The organism is Thalassospira profundimaris WP0211, assembly GCF_000300275.1.
Classification (GTDB): domain Bacteria; phylum Pseudomonadota; class Alphaproteobacteria; order Rhodospirillales; family Thalassospiraceae; genus Thalassospira; species Thalassospira profundimaris.
Map to the genome: position 1 here is coordinate 40,729 of NZ_AMRN01000012.1, position 18,670 is coordinate 59,398.

The 18,670-nt window shown below is 55.8% G+C and carries 16 protein-coding genes; 8 read left to right on the forward strand and 8 right to left on the reverse strand.

The annotated features are described in order from the left end of the window. Positions 1-43 precede the first annotated feature (43 nt). The 3 genes from TH2_RS18610 (at position 44) to TH2_RS18620 (ending at position 2,222) form a co-directional block, all read left to right on the forward strand. On the forward strand, positions 44-268 hold the full coding sequence (locus TH2_RS18610; protein WP_008891995.1) for a formate dehydrogenase subunit delta: 225 nt from the start codon (positions 44-46) through the stop codon (positions 266-268). Beyond that, positions 265-1,074 carry a formate dehydrogenase accessory sulfurtransferase FdhD gene (gene fdhD, locus TH2_RS18615; RefSeq protein WP_238538733.1) on the forward strand — a complete coding sequence of 270 codons (810 nt, stop codon included), beginning with the start codon at positions 265-267 and terminating at the stop codon, positions 1,072-1,074. The genes TH2_RS18610 and fdhD overlap by 4 nt, the downstream gene beginning before the upstream one ends. A 236-nt stretch (positions 1,075-1,310) precedes the next feature. After that, the gene (locus TH2_RS18620; RefSeq protein WP_008891997.1) at positions 1,311-2,222 is read left to right on the forward strand and encodes a dihydrodipicolinate synthase family protein; all 912 of its coding nucleotides are present in this window, start codon (positions 1,311-1,313) and stop codon (positions 2,220-2,222) included. A 25-nt stretch (positions 2,223-2,247) separates the two neighbouring features. On the opposite strand, the gene TH2_RS18625 is transcribed toward TH2_RS18620, so the two are convergent. Further along, positions 2,248-2,958, reverse strand: coding sequence for a GntR family transcriptional regulator (locus TH2_RS18625; protein ID WP_008891998.1), 711 nt, complete (start codon positions 2,956-2,958; stop codon positions 2,248-2,250). A gap of 227 nt (positions 2,959-3,185) precedes the next feature. Between TH2_RS18625 and araD the strand changes: the two genes are divergently transcribed. The 3 genes from araD to TH2_RS18640 all read left to right on the forward strand — a co-directional run bounded on the left by araD (position 3,186) and on the right by TH2_RS18640 (position 7,234). Next, positions 3,186-4,919 (forward strand): L-arabinonate dehydratase, encoded by a 1,734-nt coding sequence (araD, locus tag TH2_RS18630; RefSeq protein ID WP_008891999.1) that lies wholly within the window; start codon positions 3,186-3,188, stop codon positions 4,917-4,919. An 11-nt stretch (positions 4,920-4,930) separates the two neighbouring features. Next, positions 4,931-5,650, forward strand: a complete 720-nt coding sequence (locus TH2_RS18635) for a ribonuclease activity regulator RraA (protein ID WP_008892000.1) — start codon at positions 4,931-4,933, stop codon at positions 5,648-5,650. Between the two features lie 69 nt (positions 5,651-5,719). Then, entirely contained in the window at positions 5,720-7,234 is a 1,515-nt protein-coding gene (locus tag TH2_RS18640) for an aldehyde dehydrogenase (NADP(+)) (protein WP_008892001.1), read from the forward strand. A 93-nt stretch (positions 7,235-7,327) separates the two neighbouring features. On the opposite strand, the gene TH2_RS18645 is transcribed toward TH2_RS18640, so the two are convergent. The 5 genes from TH2_RS18645 to xylF form a co-directional block, all read right to left on the reverse strand. Beyond that, complete coding sequence (locus tag TH2_RS18645) at positions 7,328-8,581, reverse strand: ROK family transcriptional regulator (protein WP_008892002.1); 1,254 nt, start codon at positions 8,579-8,581, stop codon at positions 7,328-7,330. A 58-nt stretch (positions 8,582-8,639) separates the two neighbouring features. After that, positions 8,640-9,821, reverse strand: a complete 1,182-nt coding sequence (locus tag TH2_RS18650; protein ID WP_008892003.1) for a fumarylacetoacetate hydrolase family protein — start codon at positions 9,819-9,821, stop codon at positions 8,640-8,642. Positions 9,822-9,838: 17 nt separating this feature from the next. After that, a complete protein-coding gene (locus tag TH2_RS18655) occupies positions 9,839-10,666 on the reverse strand; it encodes an ATP-binding cassette domain-containing protein (RefSeq protein ID WP_008892004.1) in 828 nt (275 codons plus the stop codon). Positions 10,667-10,677: 11 nt separating this feature from the next. Beyond that, the gene (locus TH2_RS18660; RefSeq protein WP_081579325.1) at positions 10,678-11,943 is read right to left on the reverse strand and encodes a sugar ABC transporter permease; all 1,266 of its coding nucleotides are present in this window, start codon (positions 11,941-11,943) and stop codon (positions 10,678-10,680) included. A gap of 101 nt (positions 11,944-12,044) precedes the next feature. Next, entirely contained in the window at positions 12,045-13,076 is a 1,032-nt protein-coding gene (gene xylF, locus TH2_RS18665) for a D-xylose ABC transporter substrate-binding protein (protein WP_008892006.1), read from the reverse strand. A gap of 241 nt (positions 13,077-13,317) precedes the next feature. On the opposite strand from xylF, the gene TH2_RS18670 reads away from it, so the two are divergent. Both TH2_RS18670 and TH2_RS18675 read left to right on the forward strand, forming a co-directional pair. Then, positions 13,318-14,079 carry an SDR family NAD(P)-dependent oxidoreductase gene (locus TH2_RS18670; RefSeq protein ID WP_008892007.1) on the forward strand — a complete coding sequence of 254 codons (762 nt, stop codon included), beginning with the start codon at positions 13,318-13,320 and terminating at the stop codon, positions 14,077-14,079. Between the two features lie 72 nt (positions 14,080-14,151). Next, positions 14,152-16,314 (forward strand): dihydroxy-acid dehydratase domain-containing protein, encoded by a 2,163-nt coding sequence (locus TH2_RS18675; protein ID WP_008892008.1) that lies wholly within the window; start codon positions 14,152-14,154, stop codon positions 16,312-16,314. A gap of 81 nt (positions 16,315-16,395) precedes the next feature. Here TH2_RS18675 and purU read toward each other — a convergent pair whose 3' ends face one another. Together purU and glnT are read right to left on the reverse strand one after the other, a co-directional pair. After that, the gene (purU, locus tag TH2_RS18680) at positions 16,396-17,280 is read right to left on the reverse strand and encodes a formyltetrahydrofolate deformylase (RefSeq protein WP_008892009.1); all 885 of its coding nucleotides are present in this window, start codon (positions 17,278-17,280) and stop codon (positions 16,396-16,398) included. A gap of 82 nt (positions 17,281-17,362) precedes the next feature. Then, positions 17,363-18,667: a type III glutamate--ammonia ligase gene (gene glnT / locus TH2_RS18685; RefSeq protein WP_008892010.1), complete on the reverse strand. Its 1,305-nt coding sequence runs from the start codon at positions 18,665-18,667 to the stop codon at positions 17,363-17,365. Positions 18,668-18,670: the final 3 nt, after the last annotated feature.

Below are 18,670 nucleotides of genomic sequence, written 5' to 3' on the forward strand. Positions count from 1 at the left end.
CTCCTGCTTGAATACAAAGTTTACAGTCAAAGAGTGAACCGCAATGGCACCCGACAAACTTGTCTATATGGCTAATCAGATCGCGACCTTTTTCAAATCCCAGCCCGAGGGCGAGGGCGTTGATGGTGTTGCCAACCATATCAGCGATTTCTGGGAACCGCGCATGCGCAAGCAGCTGTTTGACATGATCGTCGAAGGCAAGGCCGACTTCCATCCTTTGGTGATCAAGGCCGCCCCGAAAATCCGGAAGGTCAAGGAAACCGCATGATGGCCAAGCCATCGGAGAATCGCATTCTGGACGGGCGCGACGTCGATCTTGCGCGGGCCGTATCAGGCGATGATGGTAACGATGATGCGCCGATCATGTTGCAGCCGGAAGTTCCGGCTGCTTTGACGTTTAATGGTCAATCGCACGCGGTGATGATGGTTTCACCGCACGACCTTGAAGACTTCATGGTCGGCTTTGCCCTGTCCGAAGGCATTGCCGATGACATTTCCCAGATCACGCTGCGCGACGTGCGCAAGACCCTGCAGGGTTATGTGATCGAGGCCGATCTGCATGAAGATGTCTTTGATCGTCTTGCCGATCGTCAACGCACGCTTGAAGGTCGATCTGGCTGTGGTTTGTGTGGTGTGCAATCGCTTGAAGCCGTCGCCATGGACAAGATCGGGACGGTCACGCCATCCAACATGACACAGGACGTCGTCTTGCGGGCGATTGACGCGCTTCCGGAATATCAGACCCGCAATCGCGAAGGCGGTGGGTTGCTACATGCCAGCGCCTTTGTCGATGGTGGCGGTAACATCGTTCTGGTCCGTGAAGATATCGGCCGCCACAACGCGCTTGATAAGGTGCTTGGCGCTGTGGCGCGACAGGGGATCGATCAGACCGGCGGGTTCATTCTGATGACCAGCCGCTGTTCCTATGAAATTGTCACCAAGACCGTGCAATTCGGGGTGGGCGGGCTTGTGACCCTTTCGGGCCCGACATTGACGGCCGTGAACCTCGCGCGCAAGGCCGGTTTGACCATGATCTGCCGCGAACGGCGTGGTCTGTTTCGCCGTTTTGCCTGACCTGTAAACGGCTTTTCCCAACTTGTAATTTTCTGATGATGACCTGTTTGCAACACAGGTGTAATTGTACACGTCTGCCTGGACCGCGCTTTCCAGTTTCTTAAGCGCATAATTGGAATTGCCATATCCCCGCATACTTGTTATTCAAGATGTAATTAAATATTACAAGATGGTCCGCCGGTCAGCCGGATATTTGATCCACGGCACGCGGGCCACGGCACGGGGATAAGGAAACCATGGCACTTTCAAAAACTGAATTGCGCGCCGTTTTGTCGGGGATTTCGGGCATTCTTGTCACGCCCTATGATGACAATGGCGATGTCGCGCCCAAGAAGCTCGTGCCGGTGATTGATCGTGCGCTGGCCGCGGGGGTCCATTTCCCGGTTGTGAATGGCAATACCGGCGAATTTTATGCCCTGACCACCGACGAGGCGATCACGATGGCGAAGTCGGTTGCCGAGATGCTGGATGGTCGTGCCCCGATGCTGGCCGGGATTGGTCGCGGCGTGCGTGATGCCTGCGCGCTGGCCAAGGCATCGGCCGAGGCCGGGGCAGAAGCATTGATGATCCATCAGCCGCCAGATCCGTTTGTCGCACCGCGCGGTGTTGTTGACTACATCAAACGGATTACTGATGCGTCCGGTGGTTTGCCGATGATGCTGTATCTGCGTAACGATGCCATTGGCACCAAGGCCATTACGGAACTGTGCGCGGTCGAAGGTGTTGCTGGTGTTAAATGGGCAACGCCAAACCCGATGAAGCTGGCCGAGGCAATCCATGCCTGTGATCCGGATATCGTCTGGGTCGGGGGGCTTGCGGAAACATGGGCACCGGCATTTTATGCCGTTGGCGCACGTGGATTTACCTCGGGCCTGATCAATGTCTGGCCGGAACGCTCTATGGCCATTCATGCCGCCCTTGAGGCCAGCGACTATGCCAAGGCCCGCCAGTTGATCGGAGAAATGAAGGCCTTTGAAGAAGTCCGGGCCGAGGAAATGAACGGCACCAACGTGACCGGTGTGAAGGCAGCCCTGAAATTACTGGGTGATGATTGCGGTCCTACGCGCCCGCCATCAGCCTGGCCGTTGACCGAGGCCCAGCAGGAAAAGCTTTCAAGCTTCATGAAGGGAAACGGCCTGATCGGCTAGGTCGACTTTGGGTAACCGCGCCGTCCTAGAAGAAGGACGGATGGCGTTCGCGGATAGCATCGACGGTGGCAAGGGTTCCCATCAGATGTTCGCGAACGACCTCGCAGGCGGTATCGGCGTCACCCTTGTCAATCGCGGCCAGAATGCGCGCATGACAATCAAGGATGGATGCCGATTTTCCCGGGTCGGGCAGGTTGAGCTTGCGCAGGCGGTCAATGTGACCCGACCTGGCTTCGACTACACCGTAAAGCTGGGCGACACCGGCAGCCTCATAAAGCGCGTAGTGGAAATCGCGATCAAGCTTGCCAAAGGTATCAAGATCGTTCGCGGCACTGACCGCATTTTGCTGAGCAAGGATGGAGTGCGCTTTGACAGTCAGGGCAGGGTCTTTGGCATTGGCGAGACGGCGGGTGACCTCCAGCTCGACCGACAGACGCAGGAACTGGGTTTCCAGCGCTTGCTCGACATCGATGCGCGATACCTCGGTCTTGGACTGCGGGAAGGTGTCAACAAGGCCTTCTTCTTCAAGCTTGAGCAAGGCATCACGTACTGGCGTCTGGCTGACGCCGTATTCTTCGGCGATTTCGGCGCGTGACAGGTATTGGCCCGGCGCAAGTTCCAGATCGATGATGCGCTTGCGCAAAGAATCATGGAGCTGCGTACTTGCCGAGCCACGTTTGAGTTTGGGCAGGCGCTTTTTGGCGATCGGTGCGTCTTTCAACAGGTTTTCGACCATGATGTTCCCGCAATTCATTTCTGGTCACACAATTTGTATACAGGCGTCTTGCTCGACATGCACTAATATATTACTATATCAAACAGTCAAAAGTGAATATCTTTCTGTGCCTGTCATCGGCGGCGGAAATCCTCAGGCCACGGCGTTTGCGTCCAAGACCGGAGATCGCCTTTCTGAGTGCCGCCCGTTGCAAGCATGGTCGCGTTTTACATTCCGAGGATAAGACAATGAGTAAGAAACAGCCTCAGGACCTGAGATCGGCACGCTGGTTCGCCCCCGACGATCTGCGGACATTTGGCCATCGATCACGGATGATGCAGCTTGGCTATTCCGAAGACGATTTTCGCGACAAGCCAATCATCGGTGTCCTGAATACCTGGTCGGAACTCAATACCTGTCATTCGCATTTCCGCGAACGTGTCGTTGATGTGAAACGCGGTGTTGCGCAGGCGGGTGGCTTTGCCGTCGAACTGCCGTCGCTTTCCGTTGATGAAAGCTTCACCAAGCCGACCTCGATGCTTTATCGCAACCTGCTTGCCATGGAGACCGAGGAAATGATCCGGTCCCACCCGCTGGACGGTGTGGTTTTGATGGGCGGCTGTGACAAGACCACGCCGGGTCTGGTGATGGGTGCGATTTCGGCCGGTGTGCCGATGATCTATCTGCCTGCCGGGCCGATGTTGCGCGGTAACTATGCCGGCAAAATCCTTGGGTCGGGCTCTGATGCCTGGAAATATTGGGATGAACGCCGCGCGGGTAACATCAGCGACGAAGAATGGTTGGGTATTCAGGGCGGGATTGCCCGATCTGCCGGGACCTGCATGACCATGGGCACCGCATCGACCATGACGGCGATTGCCGATTCAATGGGGCTGACCTTGCCGGGTGCCTCTTCGATCCCGGCGGTCGATAGCGGTCATCAGCGCATGTCGGCCGATTGCGGACGCCGCATTGTTGAGATGGTCTGGGAAGACCTGACACCCGATCAGATCATCACCGATGCATCCTGCCGAAACGCTGCCATTGTCGCCATGGCAACCGGTTGTTCCACCAACGCCGTGGTTCATCTGATCGCAATGGCAAAGCGTGCTGGTGTGGGGCTTAAGCTTGAAGACCTTGATGAACTTGGCCGCACCACGCCGCTGATTGCCAATGTCCGGCCATCGGGCAAGGATTACCTGATGGAAGATTTCTTCTATGCCGGGGGCTTGCGCGCCCTGATGAAACAGATGGAAGATCGTCTGGATACCAGTTGTATGACGGTGACCGGCAAGACCCTTGGTGAAAACCTTGAAGGCGCGGTGGTTTATAATGACGATGTCATCCGCCCGCTTGATAACCCGGTCTATAAGGAAGGCTCCCTTGCCGTGCTTAAGGGCAATCTGTGCCCGAACGGTGCGGTGATCAAGCCTGCTGCTTGTGATCCGAAATATCATGTTCATGAAGGCCCGGCACTGGTGTTTGACAGCTATCCGGAAATGAAAAAGGCCGTTGATGACGAGAACCTCGATATCACGCCTGATCATGTGATGGTTCTGCGCAACGCCGGTCCACAAGGCGGTCCCGGCTTCCCGGAATGGGGCATGTTGCCGATCCCCAAGGCGCTGATCAAACAGGGTCATCGTGACATGCTGCGGATTTCCGATGCCCGCATGTCTGGTACGTCTTACGGCGCGTGTGTTCTGCATGTCAGCCCGGAAAGCTATATCGGCGGGCCACTCGCACTTCTGAAAAATGGTGATACGGTCCGCCTTGATCTGCCAAATCGCTCGCTTGATATGCTTGTACCCGAGGAAGAGCTTGAAGCGCGGCGCAAGGCCCTGACACCGCCGGAACCGCGTTTCGAACGTGGGTATGGCTACATGTTCTCGCGCCATGTAACCCAGGCCGATCAGGGCTGCGATTTTGACTTCCTTGAAACCGATTTCGGCAAAACTGCCGGCGAACCTGACATTTTCTAAGGACACCGACCATGACGGAATATGTATTGTCTGATGCCACGCGCGAAAAACTGATGCGCACCTCGACGGCGTCTGTTGCCACCCAGCTTTACAAGCGGGGCTTGCGCAACCAGTTCATTCAGGGTGTCCGGCCCGTGGCACCGAAAAAGAAAAACATGGTCGGGCAGGCCTTTACGCTGCGCTATATCCCCGCACGCGAAGACCGCAACCCGATCGAGGTGTTCCGCAACGAAGACCATCCGCAACGTGTTGCGATTGAAACCTGCCCGCCGGGTCATGTTCTGGTGATGGATGGTCGCAAGGATGCGTCTGCGGCATCGGCCGGGTCGATCCTTGTCACCCGTTTGGCTGTGCGCGGTGGTGCCGGGATCGTCTCAGATGCCGGTTTCCGCGATGCCGAGGGGATCGGTGAACTTGACATGCCAGCCTACTGTGCCGGTCCGTCAGCCCCGACCAATCTGACCAAGCACGAGGCGCTTGATATCAACGTTCCGATCGCGTGTGGCGATGTTGCCGTCTTCCCGGGTGATGTTCTTGTTGGCGACACGGACGGGGTGATGGTGATCCCCGCACATCTGGCAGACGAGATCGCCGATGCCTGTGCAGGCATGGAAAGTTACGAGGCCTTTGTGATCGAACAAGTGGCCAATGGGGCGTCAATTATCGGACTTTATCCCTGCACCAAAGAAGAGAATCAGAAAAAGTATGAGGAATGGCTGGCAAGTCAGTAAAATCGCGGTTACGTTGACCTTCATGTAATCAATTTACCCCTATCCACGCATTCCAGAGGATCGATTGAAATGTCTTATACCCTGACAGGAAAACATCTGATTGCCGGTGAATGGGTCGCTGGCGAGACGACCTTCCAGTCCGAGCCGGCCCATGGCCCGGCCAACACCTTCCCGGTCGGCACGCCCGCCCTGGTTGATCAGGCCGCAAAGGCCGCCGAAGAAGCCTTTTGGACTTACGGCTATTCAACCCGCGAAGAGCGCGCGAAATTCATCAACACGATTGCGGATGAAATCGATGCGCGTGGCGATGAAATCACCGAAATCGGCACCCAGGAAACCGGCCTGCCCGAAGCACGCCTTCAGGGTGAGCGCGGCCGTACCGTCGGTCAGCTTCGCCTGTTTGCCAGCCACATCCTTGATGGCGAATATCTGGATCGTCGTTATGACGAAGCTCTTCCGGATCGTGCACCGCTGCCGCGTCCTGACCTGCGTTTGATGCAGCGTCCGATTGGCCCGGTGGCCGTATTTGGTGCGTCCAACTTCCCGCTGGCCTTCTCGGTCGCGGGTGGTGATACCGCATCGGCACTGGCTGCTGGTTGCCCGGTCGTGGTCAAGGGTCACTCGGCCCATCCGGGTACCGGTGAAATCGTTGCCCAGGCGATTGATGCCGCAATCAAGAAATGTGGTGTTCACCCGGGTGTGTTCAGCCTGATCCAGGGTGGCAAACGTGACGTTGGTCAGAGCCTGGTGCAGCATCCGCTGATCAAGGCGGTTGGCTTTACCGGATCGCTTGGCGGTGGTCGTGCGCTTTATGATCTGTGTGCTGCCCGTCCGGAGCCGATCCCGTTCTTCGGCGAACTTGGTTCGGTCAACCCGATGTTCCTGCTGCCGGCTGCTGTCAAGGCACGCGGTGCGGAAATCGGCAAAGGCTGGGCAGGGTCGCTGACCATGGGTGCTGGCCAGTTCTGCACCAATCCGGGTATTGCCGTTGTGATCGAAGGTCCTGATGCGGATGCATTCGTTGCCGCCGCCAAGGAAGGTCTTTCGGGTGTTGGTCCGCAAACCATGCTGACCGATGGCATGGCAGAAACCTATCGCGCCGGTGCCAAGCGTGTCGCGGCGACTTCGGGTGTCAAAGAAGTTCTGACCACGTCTTGTGATCTGCGCAATGCGACGCCGTATCTGTTTGAGACCACCGGTGAAAACTGGCTTGCCAACCATGAGCTTGGCGAAGAAGTCTTTGGTCCGCTCGGCCTTGTCGTTCGCGTCAAGGACGTTGCCGAAATGCGCAAGATTGCCAAATCGCTTGAAGGTCAGTTGACCTGCACCCTGCATCTTGATGCCGGCGATGCGGCAGATGCCCGTTCGCTTCTGCCGATCCTTGAACACAAGGCTGGCCGCGTTCTGGCCAACGGTTTCCCGACCGGTGTGGAAGTATCCGACACTATGGTCCATGGCGGACCATACCCGGCATCGACCAACTTCGGGGCAACCTCTGTCGGGACCATGGCCATCCGTCGCTTCCTGCGTCCGGTTTGCTATCAGAACATTCCGACCGATGTTCTGCCCAAAGACATCGCCTAAGCGATATCTCTTCGCGACAGCTTTGCTGAAAAGAAAAAGCCGCCTATTTGGGCGGCTTTTTTGTTAATCCCGGATTTGTTAGTCGCGGATTTGTTATTCCCGGACCGTTGCGGTGGCCTGAAACATGTTTTCATCATGCCTGAGCAGGCTTTGACCAATCGCCCCTTGAAGGGCCAGATCCTTGTCCCACGGAAGATAGGTGATGGTCGGATTTCGGCTGAGTTCAGGTACCTGTGCCTCGTCCAGACCACGCCTGAGTTCCGGTTCCATCATGTCGAATGCCCGGGCACCCGATCCGGTAATGAAAATCTGTTTGGGGCCCAGCAGGGCAATCAGGTTGGCGATGCCATATCCCAATACCTTGCCAGCATGGCGGAAAAGTTCGGCAAGCCCGGTATCGCCGCGGCGGGCGCGGGCAACCAGATCCATCATCTGTTCTTCGCTGGGGTGCAGGTTATTGGTATCGGGCAGGTCAATCACGCCGCGTGCATCACGCAGGATGGCATAATCCCCGATATAGGCCTCAAGACATCCACGTCGGCCGCAATTGCACAGCGGCCCGTCAGGTTGGTATTTGGTGTGACCAAACTCCGCAGCAGTCCCGAAGTCACCGTTATAGACCTTGCCATTCAGAACCAGACCCATACCGATCCCGTAGCCCAGCATGATCACGGCAAAGTCGCCATCATTATGCAGGTTGGTATTTTGCGAGATCGCCGTTGCGATGCAGTTTGCATCGTTCGACATCTGAACTGCGCTGCCATATCGCTCGCTGAGTGATTTAACCAGGGGTATGTGGCGATGACGGAGGGCTGGCGACCAGATGATCTCGCCGCTGTTGCTATCAGTCACCCCTTGAATTGCGATGCTGATGCCCGCGGGCGGATGGATGCAGAAATCGCGATTGCGTTCGAGAAACCGGTCAATCAACGCAATCAGGGTTCTGGTCAATTCGTCTGCGCCAAGATCGCGGGTATTGATGCAGTGTTCGATGCTGCGTTCAATTTCACCCTTGAAATTGCCCAGCGCAATTTCGATCAGATTGATGGTGATTTTGACCCCGATGACGCAGGCCGCATTCGGCACCAGATCCAGCAAAACCTTGGGACGGCCACGCGTGGTGCCATTCCCATTTCCGTTTGCGGTGCCGTTATTGTTGCTGCCTTCGCTTTCCTTTACCAAACCCTGCGCCATCAAATCGGCGGTTAGCGACGTGACAGTCGCAGGGCTTAGTCCAGTTGCCGTACCGATATCAATGCGCGCAGCAGGGCCATGCATGCGCAGATAGCGCAAGATCGCCGTCTGGGAGGGCTGGCGCGGTGTTTCGCTTTCTGTACGGCGCATCATGTGGTTGATCAGTATCCTTGTTAACATGCCCGTTCGGGCAATTTATATGTGCCCGCGGTCAGAGCAATCCGCGACGCGCAAGGTTGTTCATCAACGCGCTGATCCCGAACGTCCAGGGTTTAATGGCATCTGATCGGTCGACCTGATTGACCAGTTTACCAAGGCTTGGCGTCGAGATGCTGACAAGGTCGCCCATTTCGTGGGTAAAGCCCTTGCCGGCACCACCCCGGTCATCGGTCGGCGCAAACATCGTTCCAAGGAACAGCATGATGCCATCCGGATATTGGTGATGTTTGCCGATCGCCTGTGAAACAAGGCTTTCGGGTGTGCGGCTGATTTGGCTCATGGAGCTGACCGCATCAAGGTGATATCCCTCTGGTCCATCGACGGCCATGGCGATATCGGCCGATTTGACAGTTTCCAGCGTGAACTTGCCGTCAAACAGGCGGATGAACGGCCCAATCGCGCAGGATGCGTTATTGTCCTTTGCCTTGCCCAGCAACAGGGCAGAGCGCCCTTCGACATCACGCAGGTTGACGTCGTTGCCAAGTGTGGCGCCGACGATCTTGCCCTTTGATGTCACGGTCAGAACCACTTCCGGTTCTGGGTTGTTCCAGGTTGAAATCGGGTGCAGGCCGACATGCGCACCATGCCCGACAGCCGACATGACCGGCGCCTTGGTAAAGATTTCCGCATCCGGACCAATGCCGACTTCAAGATATTGCGACCACGCGCCTTTTTCGAGCAGCACGGTCTTGATGTCGGCGGCCTTTTGCGAACCCGGTTCGATCTGTGAGAGGTCATCACCGATAATGCCGGTGATTTCGGTGCGGATCTGATCGGCTTTGCTTGAGTCACCGCGCGCTTGTTCCTCGATCACGCGTTCAAGGAGGCTTGCAACAAATGTCACACCGCTTGCCTTGATCGCCTGCAGATCATTGGGGGACAGAAGGTGCGGAGTGTTTTCATCAGCCCCCGGACGGGACTGGTCCAGAATATCACTGAGGGTAGCGACAGTCGGGAAGCTTGCCGGATTTGAAAGCTTTGCCAGAACGTCATCAAGTTCAAGGATTTCGCTGACGGTCGGTGCGACACTGCTGATATCACGCAGCGTTTCACCATCAAGAAGCACCGGTGTCGGTCCGGAAACGCGCGGGTCCCAGATGCGCCCGATCAGGACGGCATTACTTGCGTCATCGGGCAGGATGTCTTGGGCGTTGATGGGGAAGCCTGTGGTCATCTCGGTGTCTCGCTTGTTTATCTGTGGGTGGTGCCATTCGCGGCACCCGTTGCATTGGTTGCGCCGGGGCCAGCCAGATGCAGAAGGTGCTCGGGCATTTTGCCCAGAATGATCATCCCAAGTACGTCGTCATGTGTGACATCCTCGGTTCTAACGCTGCCAACCAGTTTTCCGTTCTTCATGACATGCAACCGGTCAGAAAGGTCAAACACATCATGAAGATCGTGGCTAATCAACAAAATACCCAAGCCGTCACGCTTTAATTGGTCAATCAGTTCGCCGACCATCTTTGTTTCATGAACCCCAAGGGCCGCACAGGGTTCATCCATGATCAATACGCGTGCTTCAAACAGAAGGGCACGTGCAATGGCGACCGACTGGCGCTGCCCGCCCGAAAGGGCAGACACGGGGGATGTGAACTTTTTGAAGTTCGGGTTCAGGCGATGAAGGACTTCACGCGCCTTGTGTTCCATGGCGGCATCATCAAGAAACCCGAACTTGTCAGTGATTTCACGTCCCAGAAACAGGTTCTGGGCGGCATCAAGATTGTCGGCAAGTGCCAGGTTCTGATAGATCGTTTCGATGTTGTTGTCGCGTGCGTCACGCGCGTTCTCGATCTTAGCTTCCTTGCCATCGACAATGATCTGGCCGCTATCGGCCTGATAGGCACCCGAAAGAATTTTGATCAGCGTTGATTTGCCCGCACCGTTATGGCCCAGAACGCCAACCACTTCGCCGGGATAAAGATCAATGGATACGCCATCAACAGCCTTCACCCCGCCAAAGCTGATATGGATATCTTGCATTTCGACCAGCGGATCTTTGGTCATGTTTGGATCAGTCATCACGGGTCTCCTTACGCGGTCGGGTCGCTGTAGCGGCGATGGAAATACTTGTCGCTAAAGACGGCGACGACAAGAACCAGGCCGATGACGATGCTTTGCAGCGAGGTATCCACGCCCAAAAGCGCCATGCCGCTTTGCAGGCTTTGCATCACAAGCGCCCCGATCAGCGCGCCATAGATCGTCCCAAGCCCACCGGCAAGCGACGTGCCGCCAATAACCACGGCTGCAATCACGCGAAGTTCGTCAAGCGTGCCCAGATCGTTGCCCGCTGATTGCAGGCGGGCCGATGAAATCGCCGCACTGATCGCGCAAAGGACACCCATCAGGGCAAAGACCGCCACCGTCATGCGTTTGACGTTAATCCCGGCCAGTTCGGCCGCCTGTGGGTTGCCGCCAATCGCAAAGACATAGCGCCCGAAACGGGTGCGTTTAACCGCGATGGTCAGGATGATCGCGACAAGCGCAACAATCAGAAGCGGGATCGGAATGCCGTGCGAAATTTCAAGGTTTTCTGGCGTAACCGGAATGCCCTTGTTTTCCAAAAGGCGTTCTGCCGCGCGCGTTGGCAGGTGATAGGCATTCAGTGTCGCGACAACAATCAGGACCAGACCGGCCTTGATAATCGTGTTGGTGTATTCGGCCCAGATTGGTTTGACCGGAAATTCGAAGGACAGGCGACGACGGCGTTCCATGATCGCGGCGTAAATGATTGCAAGAATGGCGATCAAGGCGACGATCCAGCTCCAGGTCGCACCAATCGTTCCTTCGATGCCGCCGCCCAGCAGAATGTAATTCTGATCAAGCGGGGCAACCGTGCGCCCTTGTGTGACCCACCATGCGGATCCGCGCCAGACCAAAAGCCCGCCAAGTGTCACGATAAATGCCGGGACGCCAAGATAACCGACGGCCACACCTTGAATGGAACCGATCAGGCCGCCGACAACAATGCCGACCAACAGCGTCAGCACCCAGGTCAGGGGATGGTTGTAATCAAGGAACTGCGGCAGGACATCGGTCTGAACGACCCCCATGATCATGGCCAGAACACCCAGGACTGCCCCGACCGAAAGGTCGATATGACGGGTGACAATGATCAGGACCATGCCGCACGCCATCACCGCCACAGAGGCAGTCTGAACCGACAGGTTAAAGATGTTTCGGGGCGTGATAAAGCGACCGCCCGAGGCAATGTCAAAACCCACCCAGATAATCAGCAGGACAACGGCGAGGCCAACCAGACGACGGTCGACTTCCATTTTCGAAAGTAGTCGTGACATGAAAAAGCTCGTAAAGCAGCGGGGCCGAACTGCGATATCTGCACGATATGTGGAATGCAGTCGGCCCCGGGTTTATGCAAGGTCGGAGGAAACAGGTTGGCCTAATTGCAGGCCGCAACCTTGCTGTTGGTTACGCCCTGGCAAACCACGTCTTTGGACACCCAGCCAGCATCAATCACCAGATCAAGTTTGTTCTGGGTGATCGCAACCGGATCAAGGAAGTAAGACTTCATGGTCACGCCATTCGGGCTCTGCCAATCTTCGGTACCGTCAACCTCATCAAGCTTGGTGCCCTTGGCAAGTTCAACGGCGATCTCAGCCGCACGCTTGCCAAGAAGACGGGCATCTTTCCAGACCGAAACCGTCTGGGTGCCAAGTGCTACACGGTTCAGTGCGGCATGATCGCCGTCCTGACCCGATACAGGAATGCCCTGCATGCCCTGTGCAGACAGTGCTGCAACAACACCACCGGCGGTGCCATCGTTGGATGCGACAACGGCATCAACCTTGTTGTCCGCAGCCGTCAGGAACTGTTCCATGTTCCGCTGCGCGATGGCTGGCTGCCAGCTGTCGGTATAGGCTTCGCCAACAACCTTGATGTCGCCCGCGTCAATTGCATTCTGCAGGATTTCAAGCTGTCCTTCGTGCAGAATGTTGGCGTTCGGGTCGGTAGGTGCGCCTTTGATGAAGACGTAGTTGCCTTTCGGTTGTTTGGCAAAAACGGCCTCTGCCTGAAGGCGGCCGACTTCCTTGTTGTTGAACGTAATGTAATAGGCGTTCGAGTCTTCGATCAGGCGGTCATAGCCGACGACCGGAATGCCTTCGTTCAGGGCCTTTTCGACAGCCGGGCCAATTGATGCTGAGTCCTGTGCCAGGACGATCAGAGCATCGGCACCACGTGCGATCAGGCTTTCGATATCGGAAAGCTGTTTGGACGGATTGCTTTGGGCATCTGCGCTGATGTACTCAGCCCCCGCAGCATCCAGAGCGGCCTTGATTGCGGCTTCATCGGTTTTCCAGCGTTCTTCCTGGAAGTTCGACCAGCTGACACCAACAGTCAGATCAGCAGCAAAGGCATTTGCAGACAGCAGAACGGTTCCGGCCAACATGGCCGTTGATAGGAGTTTTTTCATCGGTTTCTTCCCTGAATAAATGTGTCTTCTGGTGACATTTATTTTTGTTATCGAAAAAATGTTGACGTGAAGAAGGCGTCCTGTCAAATATTTTTTAGTGAATAAATTAAATTCATCGCTTTTCACGCATTTTTATATCGCAGTTTGCGATTAAGGGTTGAATTGACGGTGTTTATAATGTGGTGCGCCGCAGCAATTAATTTATTCACCTAAAATAATATGAAAAGAGACAGGGAACGTTATGACAGCGAGTTATCACGACATTGACGGTAAATCCGTGCTTGTAACCGGCGGTGCATCCGGGATTGGCGCCTCGATCGTGCGCGCATTCTGTGCGCAGGGGGCGCGGGTCGGGTTCTTCGATATCGATGATGCCGCCGCGCAAAAACTGATCGCCTCCATAAAGGAAGAGCACGGCGTAACCCCGGTCTACAAATCGCTTGATTTGCGCAATCAATCATCCATTTCCGATGCGGTCCGCGACATGTCGGTTGCGATTGGCCCGATTGACGTTCTGGTGAACAATGCAGCGCGCGATGATCGGCATTCGCCCGAAGATATCAGTCCTGACAAGTGGCGTGATGGCCTGGATGTGAACCTGAACCATCATTTCTTTTGTGCCCAGGCAGTCGCACCGGGGATGAAGGAAAAACGGTGCGGAAGTATTATCAATTTCAGTTCTGTGAGTTATATGATGGGCCTGCCGGATCTGGTAACGTACGAGACCGCAAAGGCCGGTATTATCGGACTGACGCGCGCGCTTGCCCGGGACTGGGGTGAATATGGCATTCGCGTCAATGCGGTGACGCCGGGCTGCATCATGACACAGCGCCAGCTTGATCTTTGGATTTCTCCCGAGGATGAAGAACGCATTCAGGAGCAGCAATGCGTCAAACGCCGGCTGGTGGGGGATGATGTTGCACAGATGGTTCTTTTCCTGGCATCTGATGTTTCGTCGGCCTGTTCATCACAGAACTTTATCGTGGATGGCGGCATCGTCTGATCGTGTGTTTCGACGGGCGCCAGGACTGCTGCTCGCCCCGAGACCACTGCTCGAACTTGGAAAAAACAGTTTATGTCGCCTGCAAATCTCTCTGATCAGCCAATCATCATCGATGAAAAAGCCAACCCGTATCGCGACTGCATTCAGGGTCTCGCCAACCAGCCAATCACAGTGGTGCGGTTGCTGCGCGATGCTGTGAACGAAAACCCGGTTGTTGCCAGTGGTCGCAAGTTTGCCGTTCCCGAAATCAAGGACGTGGTCGGGCGTCTGGTGGAAAACCGCCCGCGCATCGCAATCATTGCCGGCGCGCCGGATCATCCGGCCCATCTTCTCGATCGTCCGCAGGCACTGATGGCGGCACTGCGCATCTGGGAAATGGGCGGGGTTCCGTTCCTGTTCCATGTGCCGGTGATTTGCGATGGCACGGCGCAAAACAATATCGGGCAAAGCTATTCGCTGGCATCGCGCAACCATACGGCGGCGGCGGTAAACATCACCTTTGAAGGCCACAGTTATCATGCGGCCTATGTGATTGCCGGCTGTGACAAGTCGCCTGCCGCGGTGGTGGCCGGTCTGGCCGCGGCCGATCATGCACGCGCCTGGCGCGGCGATCAGGCGCCCGTTTGGGCGGTGTTTGCACCGTCGCACGTTCTTAAAGGCGGCGAAATTCCCGAAGGCACGCGTCGTTTGCTTGATAAGATCGCTGCTGAATCCGATGCCGCGGGCCACGATGATCTGGGTGCCGATATCCGCGAAAACATGCGCTATATCCTGCAATGCACGTCGGACGAGGCCTTTGCAGGGTTGCTCGAACGTGCCCGGCTTCTGGGGATTATCGACGGGGCGATGGAACGTCGGGTTCTGGATGAGCTCGCAACGGCAACCTGTGATTCCAAGGGCGGCATTTGTGCCTTTAACGGCACGGGCAATTCATCGCGCACCATGTTGGCGGCCTTTGGCCTTACCCCGCCGGAACTCGAATTGCTGACCGATGTCCCGCCGTTCGAGGCCGTGGCAGCCGGGATCGATGCCTTGTTTGGCGTTTTCAACAAGCCGGAATATGCGATTGGCAATTTGCTGAAGGCCAACTTCGCCAATTTCGTGCGTGTTCATAATGCCACGGGATCGAGCAGCAACATGCTTTTGCATTTGCCATTCATGATGCGCTATGCCGGTTTTGATATTTCGATTGATGATTATCAGGATGTGCGCACCAAAACACCGGTGCCGGAAATTTTCGCCCACAGCCTGACGGAGAACCGCGACACTTTTGTTTTGGCCCAGCAAATGGCCGAAGGCAAAAACCGCGGCATGGAAAGCATCTATCGCATTCTGGCCGACCTTGGTGTGGCGATGGATCTTGATGCGCCGACCATCCTTGGAAAAACCTGGGCGGAACGCATCGCCAATCTGGAAAACCCGGTTGATCTGTCGCTGGGCGACGCATCGGTCATTCGTGCCAATCCGGTCAGACAGCGTTCAGGCGTTGATGTCATCACCGGCAGTTTCTTTGAAAACTGTGCGGTCAAGACATCGGGCATGAGCGACCGTTTGTTATCGCACTTTGATGATCATGTCTTCATCGTGCGCTATTACGAGAACGAACATGTCTGCAATGCCGACTTTGCTTCGCCCGATTTGATTACGCGTCTGATTGAAACCGATGGCGTTGACGAGGAACTGATTGCCGCAGTCGTGCGTCGCAATGGCGGAAATCGTGTCGATATGAATGCGCCAAAGGACATGTTCGAACAGGGCCATTTGTCCTTTGCATTTGTCATCGGCGGGCAGGGGCCGGAAGCCTATGGCATGCCGGAAATGTTTTCGCCGTCGCAGAACTTGCGCCATCACCGCATTCTCGAAGCTTCATCCATGCTGATCACCGATGGACGTTATTCCGGGGTGACCAAGGGGGCCTGTATCGGTCATATGGTGCCGGAGGCCTTTACAGGTGGTGCAATCGGCTATCTTAAGGATGGCGATGTGCTGCGCCTTGATCTGACAGGGCTAACGCTGGATTGGCTCGATCCCGAGGCATTTAAACGTGGGGAAGAGGTCGCATCCGATCCCCGCGACATTGCAGATCGCAAGCCGGTCTTTGATGCACGATTCAAACGCATGGCCGATCGCCAGTGCGATATCGCCGCAAGCAACGTGCTTGACGGGATTGGCAATGCCGCTCGCGGTATTGTGCCCCGTGCCGTCGATCGTCGCGCAACCAAATCTTGGCGTTAAGCCGCAAGGGTTTCACACCAAAATGCAAAACGCCCCGTGCCGTATTGGCCGGGGCGTTTTTGATTGTCGGAGGTGCTAAACTTAGCCCATGCGCTCCGATGCGTAGCTTCCCGGGCTTGGCGGGAAGACGATGGTGCGGTTGCCGTTGATGAACGAACGGTGGTGGATATGGGCATGCACCGCACGCGCCAGCACCTGGCTTTCGACATCTCGGCCAATCGACACATAATCGGCCGAGTTCTGGGCGTGGGTAATGCGCGCAATGTCCTGTTCGATGATCGGACCTTCATCAAGGTCAGCGGTGACATAATGCGCGGTTGCGCCAATCAGTTTGACCCCGCGCACATAGGCCTGTTGATAAGGGTTGGCGCCCTTGAAGCTTGGCAGGAAGGAGTGGTGGATGTTGATGATCTTGCCACTCATCTTCTTGCACAGGCTGTCAGACAGAACCTGCATATAGCGGGCCAGAACGATCAGTTCGACATTATAGTCAGAAACAACATCAAGAAGCTTTTTCTCGGCTTCGGGCTTGTTTTCCTTGGTAACCGGGATGTGGTGGAAGGGAATGTCGTGATTAACGACAACCTTCTGATAATCAAGATGATTTGACACCACGCCAACGATATCAATCGGAAGCGCCCCGATTTTCCAACGATACAGCAGATCGTTCAGGCAATGACCAAACCGCGACACCATCAGAAGAACCTTCATCTTCTCGGAGCTGTCATGGATTTCGTACTTCATGCCAAGTTCTGCTGCCGGCCCCTCAAAGCCTGCAATCAGGGTTTCCTGATCAACACCTTCTTCGCTGACGAAGGCAACCCGCATAAAGAACAGGCCGGTTTCTTGGTCGTCAAACTGGGAGCTATCGGTAATGTTGCAGCCGTTATCTGCCAAATAGGTCGAAATAGCAGCAACCACCCCGCGCTGAGAATCGCAGGAAACAGTCAGAACGTAGCTTTTCATCGCGTCTGGCTTTCTCGTTTGGAATAATCAAAAATTGCCCGGCCCCGTCCATCGGGGAATGAGATAAGGCCGGGCAGAAGCATTAAATATCAAGTGTGTTCTCACGTTCCCAGCGGGAAAAGTGAGAAACGTAAGAATTCCACTCGGTTTGTTTGAGTTTGAGATAGGCACTTGAGAATTCCTTGCCCATCGCAAGCTGGAGCTCTTCGTTAGAGCCCATTTCACGCAGGGCATCGAGCAGGTTCAGCGGCAGACGCGGTGCATCCTTGATAGAATGCCCTTCCTTGTACATGTCGATATCGTAATGCGGTCCCGGATCGGCATTGGTTGCCATGCCATCAAGACCGGCCGCAATGATCACGGCCTGAAGAAGATACGGGTTTGTTGCCCCATCGGGCAGACGCAATTCAAAACGCCCAGGCCCCGGAACGCGGACCATGTGCGTGCGGTTGTTGCCGGTCCAGGTCACCGTGTTCGGGGCCCAGGTCGCGCCCGACATGGTGCGCGGCGCATTGATACGCTTATAGGAATTGACCGTCGGGTTGGTGATCACCGCCATGGCAGAGGCATGCTTCATAATGCCACCAAGGAAATGCTTGCCCTTGGCCGACAGGCCAAATGGCATGTCATTATCGGCAAAGGCATTGGCACCATCATTATCCCAGACCGACACATGGCAGTGACAGCCATTGCCGGTCAGGCCCGGGAAGGGTTTTGGCATGAAGGTTGCGCGAAGGCCGTGCTTTTCGGCGATTGATTTGACCATGAACTTGAAAAAGGAATGCTTGTCGGCAGTTTTAAGTGCGTCATCGAATTCCCAGTTCATTTCAAACTGGCCATTGGCATCTTCGTGATCGTTCTGATACGCACCCCAGCCAAGTTCAAGCATATAGTCGCAAATCTCGGCAATCACGTCATAGCGGCGCATGACGGCCTGCTGGTCATAGCACGGCTTTTCCGCCGTATCGGCCGGGTCGGAGATTTGCGAACCATCGGTGGTAACAAGAAAGAATTCCGCCTCGACCCCGGTTTTGACATTCAGGCCAAGTTCAGCCGCCTTGGCGATCTGGGCTTTCAGCACGTTGCGCGGGGCCTGTTCGACCGGTGTGCCTTCCATGATGCAGTCGGCGGCAACCCAGGCGACTTCCGGTTTCCAGGGCAACTGGATGACAGAGCTGGGATCAGGAATGGCAAACATGTCCGGGTGCGCCGGGCTCAGGTCAAGCCAGGTGGCAAAACCGGCAAAACCGGCACCGTCTTCCTGCATGTCGGCAATTGCCTGGGTCGGGACAAGTTTGGCGCGCTGCCCGCCAAACAGGTCGGTAAAGCTGATCATAAAGTATTTGATGCCGCGTTCCCGGGCAAAGGCTGATAGATCCTTGGTCATTGA